The 19,715-nt window shown below is 59.3% G+C and carries 16 protein-coding genes and 1 pseudogene; 2 read left to right on the top strand and 15 right to left on the bottom strand.

Going from position 1 to position 19,715, the window contains the following annotated elements; translation table 11 throughout:
• The first annotated feature begins 17 nt into the window (after nucleotides 1-17).
• The gene (locus CKW23_RS15955; protein WP_025260298.1) at nucleotides 18-1,019 is read left to right on the top strand and encodes a GlxA family transcriptional regulator; all 1,002 of its coding nucleotides are present in this window, start codon (nucleotides 18-20) and stop codon (nucleotides 1,017-1,019) included.
• Nucleotides 1,020-1,049: 30 nt separating this feature from the next.
• Here CKW23_RS15955 and CKW23_RS15950 read toward each other — a convergent pair whose 3' ends face one another.
• From CKW23_RS15950 to CKW23_RS15930, 5 genes are all read right to left on the bottom strand, one after another.
• Entirely contained in the window at nucleotides 1,050-2,324 is a 1,275-nt protein-coding gene (locus CKW23_RS15950; RefSeq protein WP_025260299.1) for a HAMP domain-containing sensor histidine kinase, read from the bottom strand.
• 93 nt (nucleotides 2,325-2,417) lie between these two features.
• The gene (gene treS, locus CKW23_RS15945; RefSeq protein ID WP_025260300.1) at nucleotides 2,418-4,478 is read right to left on the bottom strand and encodes a maltose alpha-D-glucosyltransferase; all 2,061 of its coding nucleotides are present in this window, start codon (nucleotides 4,476-4,478) and stop codon (nucleotides 2,418-2,420) included.
• Between the two features lie 126 nt (nucleotides 4,479-4,604).
• Nucleotides 4,605-5,168, bottom strand: a complete 564-nt coding sequence (locus CKW23_RS15940; RefSeq protein WP_236249414.1) for a LysR substrate-binding domain-containing protein — start codon at nucleotides 5,166-5,168, stop codon at nucleotides 4,605-4,607.
• A gap of 35 nt (nucleotides 5,169-5,203) precedes the next feature.
• Nucleotides 5,204-5,464 carry a LysR family transcriptional regulator gene (locus tag CKW23_RS15935; protein WP_025260302.1) on the bottom strand — a complete coding sequence of 87 codons (261 nt, stop codon included), beginning with the start codon at nucleotides 5,462-5,464 and terminating at the stop codon, nucleotides 5,204-5,206.
• A gap of 293 nt (nucleotides 5,465-5,757) precedes the next feature.
• On the bottom strand, nucleotides 5,758-6,363 hold the full coding sequence (locus CKW23_RS15930; protein WP_025260303.1) for a DJ-1/PfpI family protein: 606 nt from the start codon (nucleotides 6,361-6,363) through the stop codon (nucleotides 5,758-5,760).
• Between the two features lie 97 nt (nucleotides 6,364-6,460).
• Between CKW23_RS15930 and ftrA the strand changes: the two genes are divergently transcribed.
• The gene (ftrA, locus tag CKW23_RS15925) at nucleotides 6,461-7,414 is read left to right on the top strand and encodes a transcriptional regulator FtrA (protein ID WP_025260304.1); all 954 of its coding nucleotides are present in this window, start codon (nucleotides 6,461-6,463) and stop codon (nucleotides 7,412-7,414) included.
• Here ftrA and CKW23_RS15920 read toward each other — a convergent pair.
• From CKW23_RS15920 to CKW23_RS15875, 10 genes and pseudogenes are all read right to left on the bottom strand, one after another.
• A pseudogene (locus tag CKW23_RS15920) lies at nucleotides 7,374-8,569 on the bottom strand (serine hydrolase domain-containing protein). The gene ftrA and the pseudogene CKW23_RS15920 overlap by 41 nt on opposite strands.
• Before the next feature lie 3 nt (nucleotides 8,570-8,572).
• Nucleotides 8,573-9,727, bottom strand: a complete 1,155-nt coding sequence (locus CKW23_RS15915) for an iron-containing alcohol dehydrogenase (RefSeq protein ID WP_025260305.1) — start codon at nucleotides 9,725-9,727, stop codon at nucleotides 8,573-8,575.
• 31 nt (nucleotides 9,728-9,758) lie between these two features.
• A complete protein-coding gene (locus CKW23_RS15910; protein ID WP_025260306.1) occupies nucleotides 9,759-10,403 on the bottom strand; it encodes a LysE family transporter in 645 nt (214 codons plus the stop codon).
• A gap of 40 nt (nucleotides 10,404-10,443) precedes the next feature.
• The gene (locus CKW23_RS15905; protein WP_095068004.1) at nucleotides 10,444-12,228 is read right to left on the bottom strand and encodes an FAD/NAD(P)-binding protein; all 1,785 of its coding nucleotides are present in this window, start codon (nucleotides 12,226-12,228) and stop codon (nucleotides 10,444-10,446) included.
• Nucleotides 12,229-12,233: 5 nt separating this feature from the next.
• Nucleotides 12,234-14,243, bottom strand: coding sequence for a 2,3-diaminopropionate biosynthesis protein SbnB (sbnB, locus tag CKW23_RS15900; RefSeq protein WP_095067957.1), 2,010 nt, complete (start codon nucleotides 14,241-14,243; stop codon nucleotides 12,234-12,236).
• 10 nt (nucleotides 14,244-14,253) lie between these two features.
• Nucleotides 14,254-15,570, bottom strand: a complete 1,317-nt coding sequence (locus CKW23_RS15895) for a SidA/IucD/PvdA family monooxygenase (protein ID WP_025260308.1) — start codon at nucleotides 15,568-15,570, stop codon at nucleotides 14,254-14,256.
• A 56-nt stretch (nucleotides 15,571-15,626) separates the two neighbouring features.
• Nucleotides 15,627-16,613, bottom strand: coding sequence for an ABC transporter substrate-binding protein (locus CKW23_RS15890; protein WP_025260309.1), 987 nt, complete (start codon nucleotides 16,611-16,613; stop codon nucleotides 15,627-15,629).
• Nucleotides 16,610-17,752, bottom strand: coding sequence for an FAD-binding oxidoreductase (locus tag CKW23_RS15885; protein WP_095067956.1), 1,143 nt, complete (start codon nucleotides 17,750-17,752; stop codon nucleotides 16,610-16,612). Before CKW23_RS15885 ends, CKW23_RS15890 begins: the two co-directional genes overlap by 4 nt.
• 14 nt (nucleotides 17,753-17,766) lie before the next feature.
• Nucleotides 17,767-19,266 carry a methionine--tRNA ligase gene (locus CKW23_RS15880; protein WP_025260311.1) on the bottom strand — a complete coding sequence of 500 codons (1,500 nt, stop codon included), beginning with the start codon at nucleotides 19,264-19,266 and terminating at the stop codon, nucleotides 17,767-17,769.
• Complete coding sequence (locus CKW23_RS15875) at nucleotides 19,259-19,651, bottom strand: cupin domain-containing protein (protein ID WP_025260312.1); 393 nt, start codon at nucleotides 19,649-19,651, stop codon at nucleotides 19,259-19,261. Before CKW23_RS15875 ends, CKW23_RS15880 begins: the two co-directional genes overlap by 8 nt.
• Nucleotides 19,652-19,715: the final 64 nt, after the last annotated feature.

The following is a 19,715-nucleotide window of genomic DNA, read 5'->3' as shown; positions in this document are numbered from 1 at the left end:
ATTTATCAGGAGTTCCTATGCGCATTGCGATCGTTGCCGTGGATGGCAGCCTGCTGTCGGCGATTGCCGGTCTGTCGGATATGTTCTGGATCACCAATCAGGCACTGCGCAGCCCGCCACAAGGGGCTGCAAAAGGCCTCATCAATCAGGCCGGTCTCGAATTCGAAACCACCATCGTCAGCGCCGATGGCAAGGTCATGCGCGACCCTCAGGGTCGGCAGATTCCGGTGGACGGCTCGTTTCATGACCTGCCCGATTGCGATGTCGCCCTTGTCACCGGGATGGCCCTCGGGCCGGACGGACTGCCACCGTTATCCGACTCGATCCGTCAGGCCGCGGGCTGGCTCAAGAGCAGCCACGAAAAAGGCGTGCTGATTGGCGCAGCCTGTGCCGGTGGGTTTGTGCTGGGGGAGTCGGGCCTGCTGAACGGCAGACGCTGCACCACCACATGGTGGCTGCATCACGCCTTCAAGCAACGCTTTCCGAGGGCACTTCCCGTCTGGGGCACGGCCGTGGAAGAACAGGACGGAATCATCACCACAGGAGGTCCGCTGTCCTGGGTCGACCTGGCCCTGCATGTGATCAGACGTCAGGCCGGGGCCGAAGTCGCCAGGCTGGCCGCGGACATTTCCGTTGCCGACAGCCTGCCGCTGCCACAACTGGTTTATGCGCCTCGGGGGTTCGTCAATGCAGCAGATCCGTTATTGCTGCAGGCAGAACAGATCATCCGCCATATCAATCCCGAACTGACAGCAGGAGGCCTGGCAAAAGCCCTGAACATGAGCGAGCGAACCCTGCATCGCCGGCTCAAGGAACTGACCAATGAATCCCCCAAGACGTTCATCACTCGCGTCAGGATAGAAACCGCCTGCGTGCTTCTGGAAACGCCGGGCAGCAGCGTCAAGCAAGTGGCTCTCAAGTGCGGCTACAGCGAAGAAACCGCATTCCGCCGCGCCTTTATCCAGTCGACCGGCATGACACCCGCCGATTACAAACGCTGGTCGAATGGGCGCAATTGAACAGCCTTTCGAATAAACCCGGTCCTGCGCTCAAATGCTGTGCAACCGCACCTCAAACCGGCAGCCATTAGGCTCCCGGCTGGTCAGCAGCACTTGCCACTGCTGGTTGGCGCAGATGCGTTGTACCAGTGAAAGCCCCAGCCCCAGACCATTGCCTCGTTGTTCGTCGCCCCTGACAAAGGGTTGAAACATTGCTTGCTGCTTCTCGGCGGGAATCCCTATGCCGCTGTCTTCCACCACAAAGCTGTCCGCTCTCAGGGTCAGGCGGATGAAGCCTTGGTCGGTGTAGTGCCAGGCATTGCGCAGCAGGTTACCCATGACCGAGTGCAGAAGAGTGGCGTTGTACAGGGTGTCCGATGTTTCCAGGGGTTCATGGATCAGTTCCAGCCCTTTTTGCTTGATGGGTTCACCCCAGAATTCGACCAGTTCCCTGGCCACCATCGACAGTGTGGAACGGGGTCCCTGACTGGGTTGATTGCTTTCGGCACGGGCCAGCAGCAGAAAGGTTTCCACCAGTTGCTGCATCGCGGTACTGGCCCTGGCAATGCGCACCACCTGTGAATGGGAGCGTTTGTCCAGGCTCGGGTTTTCCAGCAGCAGTTCGCTGGAACTGATCAGAATCATCAAGGGCGTGCGCAGCTCATGGCTGACATCACTGGTAAACAGCTTCTCGCGCCCCAATGCCGCACGTAACTGATCCATGGTCTTGTCGAACGCCACGGCCAGGGTGCCCACTTCATCCTGGGCATATTCGGGGGCCAGTGCAGGCGCCTGGCCCATGAATTGTTCCCGCTGCCGGACCTGACGGGACAGACGCACCACCGGCGCAATCACGCGATGGGCCAGCAAGCGTCCCAACAGAATGGCCAGCAGCACGCTCAATACAAAGCTGATGAAAACCACGACCAGCAGGATTCTTTCACGCTTGATGGAGCTGTACAGATCGCGCAACAACACATACTTGCGGCCGCTGACCAACTCGACCATGGCGTGATAAGGACGGTTTTCCCAGGTGAGTTCATGAAAGCCTTCGCCCAGTTCCTCCAGAGCCGGCGTCATCGCCAGATCACCCGCCCCGCCCTGAACGTAGAACAGCGAACGTTTATAAGGCCGGTGTCGCCAGTCATCTGCACTCTCCATCATCAAGAGCCGGTGCAGGTCACTGCCGAGGGTAATGATGGCCAGTTTTTTCTCCACCACATGGACTGTAGCAACGACACCGACCGCAAATACCCCGGCAATCAGAGCGCTCATCACCGCAAAAACGGTAACGATGCGTTGCTTGAGACTGTGTTTGTTTTCCATGGACTTTCCGACATCAGGACAATGCTCAACGACCCGAAATCACTCAAGCCTTCAGGCGTGAGTGATTATCGGGAAGCGGATGTCATGATTTCGTCAAGAAATGGTGCTGACCACGCGCAATGCCAATCCTTCGTACGCATCCAGGGTAATTGTGAATTCACCCTCTTGGGTCAGATCCCCTTCCACTCGCTCGTTGATGATGTCCACCACAAGGCCTGCGGCAATATCCGGCAGGTGCAGGGTTTCGACAATGACCTGCGAGCTGAAGTTGAGGGCCGTTATCTGAATGCCTTTGTCGGCGGGCAACTCATGAACCATCACCAGCAGGCCGGGATGTTCCACATCGGGAATCAATATCTGGCGGCTGGCCGCAATGTCGTAGGCGCGGCGCACGGCGAGTATTTTCTTGAGCTGCGACACGAACGAGTCCGGACGCTGCAACTGGCTGATCAGGCTGCCGTACAGGGTTTTGGGGCGAGGCATATTGCCGGAGGAAAACTCTGCATCCGGGTCAAGGTCCACCAGATCATAGGCCCCGCGATGAATCCAGCGGGTATCACCATCCTGCATCAGGTGCTGAACCTGCTCGGCCGGCAGTGGCAATGCACCGACCAGATCCCAGCCGGACAAGGCAAAAACCCCAGGCTGCATTGCGTTATACATCACCAGCAACAAGTGAATGTGCTGGATCTGCTTGATGTCTGCCTCGGTGATGGTGTTCAGGTCACGAATTCCCAGGGCCGCCGTGATGATACTGGCCGTGGTACAGGACACGCCGTTAGTGACGAACTTGAGGTTGTAAGGCGCATGCTCTCCCGCCAGATGCTCATACATCTCTTCGCGGATGTGCTCGCGCAGGATATTGCCGGGAAAGGTCTGGCCCTGATAGTGGTATGTGTCATGGGCATGCAGGGTCCAGAAATGCACCAGTTCCAGGGTCAGCTCATCATGGTTCTGCAACGCATGGATCAACGACGCCGGATCGATACCGAACGCATGCACCTGACGCAGCATCAGGCGCAAAAACTCGGTCGTGCCGGTCACCAGCGCATGCTGATAGGCAGGCCGGGTAATGAAGTCATAGGACAGATCGGCGCCGCCATGGGACATGGCCGCGATGTCATCCAGGGTCAGGTTGAGTTCCTGAAAACTGAAACCGCCCGCCTTGCGGATTGCGCCACCCAGTAACTGGTTGCCGGTAATCGACAGCGGATGGCTTTCCGACCAGGCCGTGCCTTCGGCCTTGCGCTCCACACCCAGAAAACCGTTGGCATCCAGGCGCAGAACCCTGGCGCCCATGACATCGATGGCATGCAGTGCGTCGCCAATGATCATCTGTTGCGCGGCAAAGCTTGGGTCCAGCCAGTTGAGCGAGGGCTGGCCCTCCTTGAAGTAATGCAGGTAGACCCAGCGCCGGGCCTTGCCATCCACGCCATGAACCACAGCAGTGGCACTCCAGTCGGTTTCCTTGACGCCTGGCTCGAAGAAAATGACCCGCTGCAATTGCCCGACGATGTAATGCTTGTCCCGAAGCTGATCGACCACCTCGGGCATCAGGTTGATCGCATCCCGTCCCGCAGGTACATCCGGCAGCAGGGACCAGTCTTCCTCACGGATCTCGACCATGTGATAAAGGCCGGGATAATCCTCGTAAGCCATCTCCGCCAGACGGAAATCAGCCCCCTTGCCGGTGTGTGACGGAATCACGTCATCGATGATGACCGCATTGTGCGCGGCAGCAATGCGGCTGAGGTTCAGCAACTGGGCCTCGGTCCCCAGTTGCGGATCGATCCCGAAACTGATCCGGTCGAAATTGCCGTCGATGCTGGGCGTGAGATTGCGGCCTTGCAGGCCACCGGAAAGCTTGAGCGGTCCGTTATGAATACCCTGGATACCGATTTCGGATAATGAGTGCCAAAGTGCCTCATCCCCCAGAGCCTCCAGAACCGAGCCGCCCTCGCGGGTAATGATGGAAGCCGGATAGGCCGTGAACCAGACAGAGGCTATCGCCGAAGCATCCCTGGGACGGGCCTGGGCAAAAGGTCGCTGCCATAACCTGCCCTGCCCGCCATAGGATTTGGCACGCTGCCGTGCGGCATTGAGCATTGATTGTTCAACCAGCCAATCCAGGTACTGCTTGTCCGGTGTCGTCATAGGGTTCAGTCATCCACGTCCATTAGGGTGGCTCAAGACAGAGCGCAAGCGCTCCGCCCCGAATTCATTACCTATGGGTATGAGCGCCAGCGATGAAAAACGTTGCATCCGGTTTTACGTGAACACTCACTTGGCCGGGATGATCGATGGCTTCTTCAATGTCTGTAGCACGGCATTGGCCGCATTGGACAATAACGATGTGGGCCGTGCGACGACGCTGATATGGCGCATGATCATCAAGGGAAGCGGGACGGGTTCAAGCGTGCTGAAACGACCGGCCAGCAAGGCGCTGGGCAGGATCGAGATGCAATGCCCCTTGGCAATCAGGTCCAGCAATGTTTCCAGACAACTGAGTTCACCGCGATGGCTGAGGCGCAACTGGGCCGAGGCCAGATGATTGTGCAAACGCTCAAGGCCTGGATGACGCCAGGCAACATAGCGCACGGTTTGCGAGAGCTCGGTAAAGCTGCGTACAGAGGGGTGTCCGTTCCTGGCGCACACCAGCACGTAATAATCGGACCAGTGATGATGCTCGATATAGTGTTCGCTCAGCACGGTGCTGGGCAGGATCAGAATATCGGCCAGTTCTTTTCTCAAGGGGTCGAGAGAGGGGGTTTGTTCGTTGCTGTGCACAACGCTCAAATGGATATCCGGGTAAATCCGGGCCAGAAAATCCAGCGACGTATCCAGGCTTGTTTCGAGAATGTGTGTGAAATAATGGATTGTTACAGTACCGCTGGCCCCATTTTTTTTAGTTGCTCAAGCGTCGCCATGATACTGCCCAGGGTCTGGGTGATGACTTTTCCTTCCGGGGTCAGGGTGCAGCCTGTGCGGCTGCGGATGAACAGGCGTTTCTCGAAAAAATCTTCAACTTCCTTGATGGCGTAGCTGATATTGGACTGACTACACCCCAGGATGGCTGCAGCCTCCGAGAAAGAACCATGCATTGCAACGGCTTGAACGACTTTGAAAAAGTGGGTTTTCATATTTCCTGCACTCTGGACGTGGCGATAGTGGGCGCGGGCCTGCAATTGAGCAGGTTGGTGAAGGGAATACAAGAAGCCCCGCAAACGCAATCCCGCAGCCTGCCGCAGGGCGGCACAAAGGGAAGTGTCAGACGGGGTAAAGCGACCGCTGCATTTTTCGAGAAAGGTGCGTGACGCCCAAGCGCGTCACGAAATCAGTGATATTCCCTGCCCGGCTCAACGGCTGTGAGCCAGAGGGAATATCGGCACCGATCCTTCTGAAAAAACAGGAAAAGACGGGATGGCGAGATGACTCAGTCGTTTTCGGTCCAGTCGAAGTCTAGTTGCAGAGCGGTGCGTTCCGCCAGTTCGCGACTGTGCAAACGTTCGACAAGGTGAAGGCTCATGTCGATACCGGCAGAAATGCCCGCCGAGGTCACAAAGGAACCTTCATCGACCCAGCGCAGGGTGCTCAGCACATCGATGGAGGGGAACATTTCCTTGAGGTCGGCGATGTCTTCCCAGTGAGTGGTGACTTGTTTACCTGCCAGCTTGCCGGTCTTGGCCAGCAAGAAAGCGCCGGTGCAGACGGCAGCCACCACACGACCGGGCACAGACTGATCACTGATCCAGTGGATGACATCCGGTTTTTCCAGTTCGGCGTTTACAACGCCGCCCGGCACGATCAGGCAATCCATGGCCGGATGATCATGGATCGAATAGTCCGGGTCGACCTTCAGGCCAGCCCTGGCGCGTACCGAAGCGGTGCTTCGGCCAATGGTGAATACATTGAACAATGGCCGTTCGTCGCGGCTTTTGCGTGCATGCATGCGCGTTGCAGTGGTGAACACTTCATAGGGCCCTGCGAAGTCCAGGACTTCGACATCGTCATAGACGTAGATACCGATATTGAGTGACATGAAGGGGCTCCAGAGTACTTGGTGACAGCCGTCAGATTACCCAGTAGCATCACACCGAACTACTGTCGGTAATGCCAATATCCGGTAACATCGCGCCATGAAAAATCATCTCGTCGTTGCCCTCATCTACAACCAGCTCTGCACCTTTGAATTCGGGTGTACGGTGGAAGTCTTTGCCCTGAAAAGGCCCGAGCTGGGTGTGAACTGGTATGAGTTCGCCACTTTTCCGGTAGATGACGGCCCGATCACAGCGGCGGGCGGCATTACTATCGTTCCAACGCCCGGTGATGTGCTGCTGGAAAACGCCGACACCATCATCGTCCCCGGCTGGCGCGGGGTGGAATCCGCAATTCCTCAACGGCTTATCGAACAACTTCAGGCAGCCCATGCACGCGGGGCACGCATTTGCTCGATCTGCACCGGCGCCTTTGTGCTGGCAGCGGCAGGCCTGCTCGATGGGCACAAGGTAACCACTCACTGGCGTTACACCGACCTGTTGGCCACCATGTATCCGGGCCTGACCATCCAGCCCAATGAGCTGTATGTCGATCAAGGCAATATCGTGACTGCTGCCGGGTCTGCAGCAGGCCTGGACATGATGCTGCATCTGGTGCGTAACGATCACGGCTCACGTGTTGCCAATATGGTGGCGCAACGTATGGTGATTCCGCCCCATCGCGAAGGCGGACAGTCGCAATACGCTTCCCGGCAACTGGTCGCAGCCGCCGATGGGCCGATCTCCAACCTGATGGACTGGATCCGCAGCGACTTGCAGCGCCCGCACACCATCAAGGAAATGGCCTCCCGCGCCGCCGTCAGTACCCGTACTCTGCACCGCAGCTTCATGGAAAGCACCGGGCTGACGCCTTATGACTGGCTGTTGGGTGAACGCATCGCCTACGCCAAGGAATTGCTGGAATCTTCGCGAATCCGCCTCAATGAGGTAGTAGACAGAGCAGGCTTTGGTTCGGAAGAGTCTTTCCGTCGGCACTTCCGCAATCTGGTGGGTATCAGCCCCAGCAGTTACCGCAAGCAGTTTGCCAGGGCCTGATACTGGCCGGTTCTAGCCGTAGATGGCCTCGACCAGCCCATCGGAAAATGCCCCCCATGCCCCGGCCACGGCGGTATTGGTCAAGGCAACCAGGCTGATCCCGGCCTGCGGATCGACCCAGTAATGGCATCCATATAAACCACACCACGACCAGGTACCCGCGCCCTGCGGATGCCGGGCACGCTCAGGGTCGGCAAGCACTACCGGGCCAAGCCCGAACTTCCAGCCAGCCCCCCTGCCCGCCAGCCCGATATCACCAATGGCATTGCCCAACAGGCTGGCGGTACTGGCAGCGCTCAATACCGGTGAACCACCCAGCCTCAGGCACTCCAGCAGACGCAGATAATCATCGGCCGAGCCCAGCATGCCCGCGCCCCCCGAAGCATAAGCCTCAGGCTCATAAGCCCGGCTCGACGACAGCCAGGCATGCCCGCTGTCGAGCACCAGTACATCATGGCGGCTCACCCGTTCCGGGCCACACACTCCGTCCTTGTAGGCGCTGGCCAGCAGTTGATCGCCAGTGGGACTGAACCCCGTCGCGCTCATGCCCAAAGGTTCCGTCACCCAACGGGCGACCGCTTGCGGCAACGCAAGACCGGTGGCCTGTTCGATGATGGCGCCCACCACCTCCGTAGCCAACGAATACCCCCAGCCCGTGCCCGGCTCGAACAACAGAGGCACGCTGGCCAGACGTTGCAGGTTCTGCTGCAAGTCCATGGCGACAAGATCCAGCCCGTCCGATACACCGGCCAGTGCATAGGCATTGCCCGGTGGTTGCTCGAAGCCATAGCTCAGGCCGGCGGTGTGCGACAGCAAATGCCTCAAGGTGATGACCGGCTCTCGACCATCGGCAAGTTGCGGGCGAAAGTCCTTGAGCCAGTTCGTCACCGGTGCCTCCAGCGGCAATACCCCCAGCTCGCAGAGACGCAAGGCCGTGACCGACGTCAGCAGCTTGGTCAGCGACGCCAGACGAAACCGGGTATCACGCTGCACCGCTATCCGGCTTTCACGATCCGCCCAGCCTCGAGCGGAGGCGTAGCGAATCTCGCCCTCCTGAGCCACAAGCAGCACCCCGCCCACAATCGAGCCCTGATCGACAACCCCATGCCAGACTTCGACCAGACGTTTGATGACCGGCCCATCGATAGACGGCATAGGCTACAGCCCTCTGACCGCATGGCTGAATATCTGCGAATAGGCCTGCGCCGAATGACGGATCGGATTGGTATGTGAGCAACCATCGGCAAAGGCCATACGCCCCACCAGCTCCGCATCCCGCTCATCGATGCCAATGGCTCCCAGCGTGTGAGGAATGCCGATTTCTTCGCGCAGTTGCAACAGCCACTCCATGACACCCTCGAAGCCCGACCCGGGCAGGCGCAGGTAAACCGCCAGATCGTCCATTTGCGTGGTCAGGGCCGATTCATTAGCTTGCAACACGTAGGGCAACAGAATGGCATTGAGCAAACCGTGGTGCAGGTCATACAGGGCACCCAGGCTCTGGGCGATGGCATGCACCCCGCCCAACCCACGCTGAAAGGCAGCCGCACCCATGCTTGAAGCCACCAGCATCTGCTGGCGGGCCTCAAGATCGTGACCATCCGCCACGACTCTGGGCAAATGAACCTTGATCAATTGCATGCCCTTGACCGCAATGGCCTCGGCCATCGGGTGATAGACCGGCGAACAATAGGCTTCCATGCAGTGAGTCAGGGCATCGGCGCCGGTGGCAGCGGTCAGGTGCGTGGGCAGATCAAGGGTCAGGTTGGCGTCCAGAATGGCAATGCGCGGCATCATCCGCAGATGCAGGATGGTGCGTTTGACCCGCGCCTCTTCGTCGGTAATTACCGATGCCCGTCCGACTTCCGAACCGGTACCTGCCGTCGTGGGCAAGGCAATCACCGGCGCAATCCCCAGAGGATCGGCCCGCAAGTGGTTCTGGCCGATGTCTTCAAAATCCCAGAGCGGACGAGTCTGGCCCGACATCAGCGCAACGGCCTTTGCCGCATCCAGCGCCGAGCCGCCGCCAAAAGCGATGACACCGTCATGACCACCGGTTTTATAAGCCTGCAACCCATTGGCGACATTGTCGCCGGTGGGGTTGCCCTTGACCTGATCGAACAGGCCGCAGTGCCCTAGCGCTTCGCGGCACTCGGTCAAGGCGCTGTGGATCATGTCGGTGCTGCCCAGAAACGTGTCGGTAATCAGTAACGGGCGTTTGATCCCTGTGGCACGACAGGCATCGGCCAACTCTCTGACACGCCCAGCTCCCACCCGAATCGAAGTGGGATAGTTCCAGTCGTTAGTGTGCATAGGTCTATTCCTTATTGAGGCGATAGTTGCTTCAGCCGATAAAACCGGCAGGCAATAAACCGATCAGCAGTCGCAGACCGAAAACGATCATGAACAGCCCGGTAATGATGTCGATGGCCTTCTTCATACGCTGATAACGCGCTTGAACAGCCGGAATCGAAAACAGCGTCGCCAACAAGACAAACCAGGAAATGGCCAGAATCGCGATAATCGAAACCCCGGCAGTACGTACCCACATTGGCATGCCCGGCGTGGTGACGGTGGTAAATACGCTGGTGTAGAAAGCCAGGGCCTTGGGATTGGTCATATTGGTCAGCAGGCCAAAGCGATAGGCGCGGCCCAGACTGCCGATGCCCAGGGCCCGGATATCACGCGGCTTGGGCTGACTGCCCGCACTGCGCAGACTTTTGCTGCCCAGCCAGGTGAGGTAAGTGCCGCCGAGCAATTGCAGGGCCGGCTGCAACCAGGGCAGTTGCTGAAAGATCAGCCCCAGGCTGGTAGCCGCCAGCAATGCCCAGATGATGCTTCCCGACGCCACCCCCAGCCCGGCGCATATTCCTTGCTGTCGAGACTGGCTGAATGAAAGTTGGGTAATGACCAGAAAGTTGGGACCGGGGCTGATAATCAGAACGATGAAAGCACCGGCAAGCGCGGTCAACAACGTGATCTCGTACATCAAAAGTTATCCTGTTCAATTCAATAAATAATGTGGCGGGTTACAAACTGGCGGCTGTTGAAGCGTTAACACCCAATGTGTCCATACAAGACTCGACAGCCAGTCGCGCTTCGATAAGCGCCCGACAACCCGGATCCGGCGTGGGAACGTAGTGGTTATAGAAAGTGCAGCCCTCGACGGCAGGACCCAGGACCCAGAGCCTTTGCTGGACCGAACCGTCAGCACTCAGCGCCCGGCCTACGCTGTCCGTCTCGATGCCATCGGCGGGATAGGCATGGGCAGCGCGAACCAGCCCCTGACGCTGCAAATCGCCGATCAAGCCCTGAGGGTTGCGGGACAGGCCGCTATGAGGGACCCGGGCATTGATGACCCTGTCGAAATCCGAACAGCCTGCCTCCTCCATCGGCGGCAATACCGTGACCACACCGGCGTCCATCAAGGCCAGCAGGTCTTCGTAACGTTCTTTTTGCGGCCCGCCGACCAGACGGTTTGAAAGCCCGGCCCAGGTGCCATAGAACTCAAGGGTCGAGCGTTCCGTCAGCCCGTTGCGATCCACCAGCATTCGCAGCAGGTCGCGGTAGTCGCGCCAGACCTCCAGCGCCTGCTTCACCGGGCTCTGTGCAGTGCCTCGGCGACTGAGCGCCAGATCATGCTCGACCCACTCGCGATACCACTGGCTGTAATCGCTGGCCTGCCCCGTCCAACGCCGGGTTGGCAACCAGTGAGCCGGCTCGAACTCGCCCCACTCTCCGGCCAGGCGAGCGAACAGCATTTCCCGAACATCGGCCCCCTTAGCGGCCCACAATCCTTGTTGAACAGACAACAGTTGTTCAGGTGCTTCAAGCCGAACCCTGGCCTGATAGAACACCGCACGCATTTCGTCTTCGATCAGCGGCAGGATGTCCTGCTCGAAATCCAGTTGCCCGGTCGCGCTCTGCTGTCGCAAGACCTCGATGGCCTGGGCGGTAAAAAACAGCCTGGGTAATCTTTCACTGCTGGCCGGGCTCCATTGTGGCCGGGCATGGAACGCCAGCCCCGAACGGGAAAACAGGTAGATCTGCGGCTCGCGACCCGAAGGCAGGTAACGCCAGCCAGCAAAGCCCGCGTCACGCTCGTAGCGCCCGCCTCGGCCCTGAGTCAGTGCGGCAACGGTGTCCATGGCGGTCAGTCCAAGGCCTTCGATGGCAACCCGCTCACCAATGACCTGTTCTGCCCGTGCTTCAAGCACATGCCCGCTGGTGAGAAACAACGCTTCAGTGATGAACTGTCGGCCATTGGCGACCTTCAAGCGAAAGCCCGTGGCATCCGGCAATGACTGGCAAGCGATCACCTCTTGCGGGTCATGACACACCTGGACACTGGCAGGACATTGCTCCAGCAGAAACCGGTAGCTGTCCTGCAGATAGCGGCCCAGTAACTTGCGTGGCACGAAATCGCCAAACCCGACGGGGCGACCATGCTCGCTATCACAGGTATGGCCACGCTCATCCAGACGCACGCCATGGGCTGTACACCATTGCAGGAATGTCATGCCCGCCGGCTCACAAACAGGAAACGCACTGGAAAACGCCGAAAGCTGCCCGGCCATGGTGTTGAGCATCAGGTAGTCCGGTTGCTCGGCCAGGTGCAGGCCGCTGCCGGGCGCTTGCGGGTCTAAAACCTCGATCACCCAGCATTGGCTCGGGTCCTGACGCGCCATGCCGATCAACTGCTCCAGAACACTCAACCCTCTGGAGCCCATGCCGACAATGGCGACCTTGCGTGTTTCAGGTACGGCAACAGGTAGGGTTTCATCAAGGAAACGCTCGATGGAAAGAGTCTGCATAGCCATCACCACCGATTCGATTCAAAAAAGAACCGGGGCACGGACAACGCCGTGCAGTCGGTAATCGCCTGCTGATACACCCGCTGGCCCACAGCCAGATCCAGCACTCCCAGCCCGAACGGCGAAAAGATCGACGCCCGGCCCGGCTTCAGCTCGACCTGGCCCAGCATCAGTTGCGCCAGGGTGCCGGTGATGAACGAGCGATCCTGATAATGCTGCACCGCAAGGTCAGGCGAGGTCTGGGCCTTGAGGCAGTGCTCCACGTCATCGAGGATATTGTTGGCGCCGGCAATGACCTTCGGCCCCAGATCACGCAATGAGATATTGAGGATGACCTGCTCGGGGCGGAACGGGTAATCGTCCACGTAAGGGCTCGGCGCAGTGGTCGCAAATACCACCACATCGGCCTGCAGGCTGCTTTCCAGATCCGCCGGGTGACTGGTGAGTTGATGACGGGTCGAAGCGTGTTCGATCAAGGCCAGGGCCGATTCCACATGTTTGTCGAATACGCTGACGTCATCCATAGCCCAGCCATCGCTGACGAACATGTCCAGAATCGTGCGGGCAATGAACCCTGCGCCGATAAAGGCGATGCGACGGACGCTGCGTTGCTGGCGGTTCAACCAGCGCGCCCCCAGCACTGCCGAAGCCGCCGTCCGCATGGCGCTGATGCGCGAAGCTTCAAGACACGCGAAGGCGTAGCCGGTCAGCGGGTCGTTGAGGATCAGCACCGCCGAGGCTCGCTGCAACCCCGTGTCGATATTGCCGGGAAAGCTGGAAATCCACTTGATGCCACTGACCGACTGCTCACCCGACAGGCTGGCCGGCAAGGCGATGATGCGATTGGCCGGAGCCTGGGGAAAGCGCAGGAAGTAACTGTCCGGGTTGATGGAACGCCCCGCTTCATGCTCCAGATACGCACGCTGCACATCGTCGATGCAGGCTTGCGGGTCGGCAGACAGAATCCGCGCCACCGCTTCGCCATCCACCACATGGAATGGCGTCTGGCGCAGGCGCTCAGCCGCCAGATAAGTGGTCCACTCGGGTACGATCGGCATGTCAGCCAGGGTCATGTTCAGCACTTCACTGCCAAAGCGCTGCTCGACCCATGGGTCGTCGTAAAGCGTGTCCAGATAGCGCTCGCCCCAGTCCGGCGACAACGCCACCACCACCGAGCCCGGCTCGATGCGCTCGCGCCAGGCATGCACGGCCGCTATCACCGTGGCGGTCGAACCACCGACCAGCAAGCCTTTGCTGCGCGCCAATACCCGGCACATGGCAACGGTGCGCGATTCAGGCACCATTTCCAGGGCATGAATGCCTTCGGCGTTGAAGATCGGCGGACGCTGGCTGGTGCCCAGCCCCGGAATGAAACGCCGACTGGCGGGCGTGTTGAAAGTCACCGAGCCGACACTGTCCACGGCAATGATCTTGGTCGTGGGGTGATGGCGCTGGAAATACTGCACGCAGCCCATCAGGGTTCCGGTGGTGCCAGCCCCCACGAACAGGTAATCCACATGCCCGAAATGTCGGCCTATGGAACGCGCCGTCGTGCGCGCATGGGCCCGGGGGTTGGCCGCATTTTCATACTGATTGAGCCAGACATAGCGCGAGTCGCTGCCGACCTTGTCACGGATCAAAGCGATGCGCGTCCCCAGAAAACCGCCATTGGCATCCGGCGTATCGACCTGGATCACCTCGGCGCCATAAGTGCGCATCATGCGGATGTTGTGATTGGAACTGTTGGGGTCGACCACACAGGTGAACCTGATGGAGCGCTCGGCACAGATCATCGCCAGGGCCACACCCAGGTTGCCGGACGAAGACTCGATCAGAATGGTGTCCGGACCGATCAGGCCGCGGGCCTGAAGATCATCTACCAGGCCCACGGCGGTCTTGAGCTTGATGGAGCCTGCCGGGTTGAGCGATTCCATTTTCAGGAAAAAATCATGCCCCAGACCTGCGACCTTGAGAAAGGTCTGGTCGTGAACGATATCGCAGATATTGTCGTACATGAGGATCACTTCACTGTGTCAGGAGCGGGGCATCGGCCAGGGAATCGAGTGTTTGTCCAAGGGCATTGGCAATGCGCTCGGCGCGCAACGCCATCAGGGAAAACGACTGGCTGTCGCTGATGCCATGGGTACGCTCGGACAGGCCGTTGACCCAGACGCTCACGTCACACTCGCCCTGAGTGGCGACGTTGTAATTCCTGTCGATGACCAGGCCGCCGTCCACATCAGCCTTGAGCCAGGGCTGCAGGTTGCTCAGCAACGGCGGGATCAGATATTGCTGGTAGCCCGTGCCCAGCACGATCACGTCCACTTCCAGCAGTTCGGTGCGCTGGCTGAAGGTGTCGGTCAATGCCACGCGATAACCCTGGTCGATTTTTTCCACCTGGGAGATGACCCGGTAGCCATAGGTCTGCAAACGCTTGCGACCGACAATGGTGTCTTCATAGATCATCGAGAACAGTTTCTGGCTCTCGTCCGGATCGATACCGGCGTAGTTGGTCGACCGGCTCCAGTCGAGGAAGCGGTGGCGTGCAGCAGGGTTCAGGTCATGGAAATAGTCCACATGATCCGGGGCAAAAACCCGGTTGGGGAACTGGCCCAGTTGAGTCAGCTTGAAGCCTGCGGAGCGATGCACCGAATGCACCTCGATGCTGCTGTCGCGACCGGTCAGCTCCAGCACCGACTCACTGGCGCTCTGCCCGGAACCCAGCACCAGCCAGCGCTTGGGCAGCCGGTCGCCAAAGGCTTTGAGGCGGGTCAGAAACTGCGAGGTATGGAACAGGGTCGGGCCAAGCAGAGCCTGGAACTCCACCGGAACTCTTGGCGCACTGCCGCTGGAGAGCACGATATTGCGTGTGTTGAAACTGGCATCCGGCGTCTTGACCTGCACCTCGCACAAACGACCGTCACGAATGACCGGCAGGATTTCAGTGACGGGCGCATTGAAGCGGGTGTAGCTGTCGACTTGCCGGGAAACCCAGGCGAGATAGTCCGACCACTCATGGCGGCTGGCAGGACGCCCCAGCAGACCGAAGTCGAACATGCGGCCCTGGCTTTTCAGGTACATGGCGAATGAAAAGCGGCTGCGGGGATTGCGCGGCGTTACCAGATCGCGAAAGACATGGTGATTGATATCAGTCCCGGTCAGCAGAAGTTCGCGATGCCATTGAGTATCCGGCGCGGCTTCAAGATAACGGACCGTCAGGCGAGACAGTGGGTCATCCACTTCCCGCGCATCTTCAAACACACAGGAAAGTGCAATACCTGCCGGCCCGAAACCAATACAGACCGCATCGGTATTAAACGTGTGTGGTGCTAAGTTACCCATTGAAGAACCATCCTTAGAACTGGAGTAAATGGCAGTAAGCAGATAGAGGTGTTGCGTTATTCGGTCACGGGGACGAGCCCTCTCTCGCCCAGCTTCCAGACACTGTTGAACGCCCCCCGGCATTCGCCCCGGTCGAAACTGACGAGGCCCAGCGGCGTGTTGAAAATGGTGTTGCTCAAGGCGGCTGACAGTTCGGCTTTGCGCAAAGTGCTGTTGGCCAAGACCCCAAGTACGTAAAGCATCAGCAGGCTTTCGCGGTAATAGGTTTGCGGCATTGCGCCGTACAGTTGCTGATGAAAATCCGTTGCCTGACGCGAAGAGCTTTCCGGTTCTTCAGCCAGGCCTGCTACACCGAAACCGATGACGTAGGTGTCGCGGTCATCAGCCTGTGCATTGCCCAGGTAAGGCGATGCGGCGTCGTCAGTGAGCACCAGAGGTCGCGTACTGCCCGACTGGCGTCGTGCAATCCAGTGCTCGCGGCTGGCCTGCAAGCGTCCGGCGAAGACTTCCACCTGGGCCTGATCGGGCTCGAAAACCCGGCGCAGCCCAGCCTGTCTGGCTGCAACGGCGATTGCACTGGCCAATGCCTGACCGTGGGCGCTGTCGTCGGCGTCGATATGCAGAACCTGCCAGTTTCGGGTTTTCAGCCAGGCCAGCAGATCACTGGCCAGTTGCCGATCCGACGGGCAAAAACGAAAGACGTTGGGGTGCTCCAGCGTCAGGCAGTCAATGGTCGCGGCAGGCGTCAGCAAGGGGATTCCCGCCTGCTGATAGAGTGGCGCGGCACTCAGCGCTGCATCGGAAGAGAAATGCCCGACCACCAGGTCAACCTCCCAGTCGATCATCTGTCGCGCAACCTCGACTCCCCGTGCGGCATTGGCGCCATCATCGAGAAAACGCCACTCCACCCGGTCCAGTCCGGCAATGAAGTTGCGGGCTACAGCCAGCGCCCGCAGAAAGGTTCGTGCATGAGGCGTGTCATTGGGGTCGAACAACGCACTCACGCCAACCCGCAGAGCCCGGGGCGTCTGTACTGAGGTCATGGCTGCACGCTCGAGTCGGCGGAGTCATTGCGGGCGCGGGCCGGTGACAGGGCCGACCAGTCACTGCTCAGTTCCTGGCCTGCCAGATGACTGCGCAACTGGTCGAAGGCAATCTGTGCAATCGCCGGGGCAAACTTGAAGCCAAGCCCGGACATACCGGTGGCCATGTAAACCGGGCTGTGCTCGCCGCAGAATCCCACCAACGGCCTGCCATCGAGGCTATAGCTGTCAAAGCCCGGCAGCACATCCAGCACGCTGATCAGGCCGGTGGAGGCCGACAGTTGCTGCACCCGCTGGTTGGCGTCCAGAGCATGACGCTCATCAGGCAAGGCAAGACTTTCCGGCCACGCACCCGCCTCTCGCAAGCCACAGCCGGTCTGCACGATATTGCGGGTCAGGGGAATGCCGTAAGACTGGGTGACGGCATCGATCACCGGCATCAACCAGGTGCTTTCGGTCATCACTCGTGCAAGTGGGATCGAGCGGGTTTCAAGTCCGAAGTCCATGCCTGGCAGCAGATCCGGACTCCAGGCCCCGGCGGCAATCACCACCGCCCGGCAGCGCAAGGTGGCGCTGCCCAGTTCGATGCGAACGTCGTGACTGGAACGACAGTCGATGGACCTGACTTCACTGTGCTCCAGCAACAACCCGTACTGACGGACCACATTACTCAACAAAGCCACGGCCTGACGCACATTCCCCACACTGGCACGGGGCTCGAACAGATTGACCCGCGCCTCCTTGTGACAGTGTGGATAATGCACGCCGTCAAGCTCATGGGTGCCGACCAGATGCATCGGGTAACGCACTTTGGCGTGTTGCCTGATCGCGCTCCAGATGTCCTCCAGTTGATCCGGTGCGGCACGATAAATCATGCCGGTGCGACGCAATGCACTGGAATACGTGGTGGCGAAAACGCCCTCATCCATCAAGCCAATGGAATACGCTGCCAGTTCCATCAACAGCGGATCGGTGTCGTATAAACGCACCAGCCCGCCAGAATAACCGCTGGCCCCAAGGGCACCTGCTGCGCCCTTGTCGATCAGCGCCACGGAAATACCCGTACTGCTCAGTTTCGCGGCAATGCTGGCGCCCACGATGCCAGCGCCAATCACCGCAATTTCATAATCGATGAACATCGAGATGTTCCTGCTCAGATAGAGTATTCAGCGGCCGAGCCGGACATGACCGTGGCGTTTACCCGTGTCTCGGGCAGCCCGAATGCCGTGACGATGCGCGCTGACATCTCAGGGATCAGCGATTTGCCGATCACAGCCAGGAACGCCGCCAGGTGAATCACCGTGCGCCCTTCGGCAAGGCGCGTAGCGGTAATGGCGATCACATCCAGCAGCACCTGAGCCATGCCCTTCATCGAGAAATGTTCGGAGTCCGAAGCCTTGATCCATTGCAGACGCAGCGCTTCCAGCAAACCGGCATCCTGGCCGCAGACGCCACTCCACCAGCAGTCATCGCAGCGTTGCCCGGCTTCCAGCAAGGCCGGGAAAAACTCGTTGAATACCCTCTGCCGCCATTGCAGGAAGTGCTGCAGACGGAAATCGCCTTCGCTTTCCTCTGGGGCAATACTGGCCAGGTACAGACGGGCGCTGTCCGCGCAGGCCTCGCGGGCCAGATCCCCGACCCAGATGGCATGGTTTCGACTGGTGGACAGGTTCAGGCCATCGAGCTTGAGAAACTGGTTGGGAATGAAACGCTGGTTGACCTTGATGTCATCCATTGCAGAAAGCTGCGCCGGGTAAACGATGGCGTGGCTGAATACGCAGTCGAAACCCAGAAAATGCACCAGCGTCCCCTGCCCCGACTGCCAGTACTGGCGGAACAGTTCGGGGCGTCCAGCCTGCTCCGCATACTCGCGAAAAGCCGCCATGTAACCGGCCAGCCCCATGAACCAGGTATGCACCCGGCATGAACCATCGACCTCAAGATCGAGCCCGCCATCTTCAGGGCGCGTCACACCCCAGTCATGCAGGTGTTCAACAGTTTCGCGCAGCCAGTTGTCCAGCGGCTTGCGCCATTTGCGGCCCAGCAGCCTGTCGCGCAGAACCGGCTTGAACGCCGCCAGTTTCATGAAGGCACGATGGGTGGATTTCCATTGCGACGGCTGCTTGCACAGCTTGCAGTGCAGATCGCTCATCAACGCAGCATCAGGCGCCTGAGCACAGTTTTCGCACTGGCTGGCGTCGGACTCGGCCCCGCAGTAGTTGCAATTGCCCCGGGCAAAGGCTTCATAGCCCCACACTCGACAGTCCGGGCAATACGGCTCCTCGGCATCGAGAAACTCGATGAAGCCGGATTTGCGAACCTTGCCGAACACCTCGCCAACTGCCTGCTCGAACCACGGGTTCCGGTATGGGCGCATCCAGTTGTCCGGCTTGATGTTGATGGCCGCCAGCGACGCCTCGATGCGGTTCGAGTTGCGATTGGCCAGCTCCACCGGATCGACACCCAACTCCATGCCTTTGCGCAGCATGTAGGACTGATAGTCATCCGAGTAGGAAACCAGCACGCAATCATGGCCGCGCTGGCGCTGGACGCGGGTGAACACATCCGCCGCCAGAAACGGTCCGGCGATATGGCCGATGTGCAGATCGCCGTTGGGCGTGGGCGGTGTGATGGTCACAATGAACTTAGCCATTGAGGCACCCCGTCGTCTCGTTGTGCTGCTCGACGAAGGCATTCACGTAGTTCATGTCCCACCAGACCACGTAGAAATGAAAGTCCTCATCGGAATCGTTGATGACGTAGTGATTGGTGTGTTTGGGAATTGCCGCAATGTCACCCACGGCAAATTCCATTTCCCGATCACCGACCACCAGCCTGGAACGCCCCTTGATGGCGATGAAGATTTCCTGATCGATCTGGGTGTGGGCTTCACTGCTGGTACCCGGTCGAACGACGCACCAGCCCCCGGCAAATGGCATCGGATAACCATCCCATGGCAGCAGACGACTGCCATCGAGCCCGTATTCATTGACCAGGGCTTCAAAGTTGGTTTTACGGTGAATGTCGAACTTTTCCATGCTCAAACCCGTGCGTTGTAGAGGGGTAAAGCATGAATTTGGTGAGAAACGTTGGCTATCGGAT

Origin of the sequence: Pseudomonas sp. Irchel 3A18, from assembly GCF_900187465.1 — a bacterium.
In the GTDB taxonomy this organism is placed as follows: Bacteria; Pseudomonadota; Gammaproteobacteria; order Pseudomonadales; family Pseudomonadaceae; genus Aquipseudomonas; species Aquipseudomonas cichorii.
The sequence above is the reverse complement of the archived record's forward strand: the minus strand, read 5'-3'. Positions and strand labels throughout refer to the sequence as shown.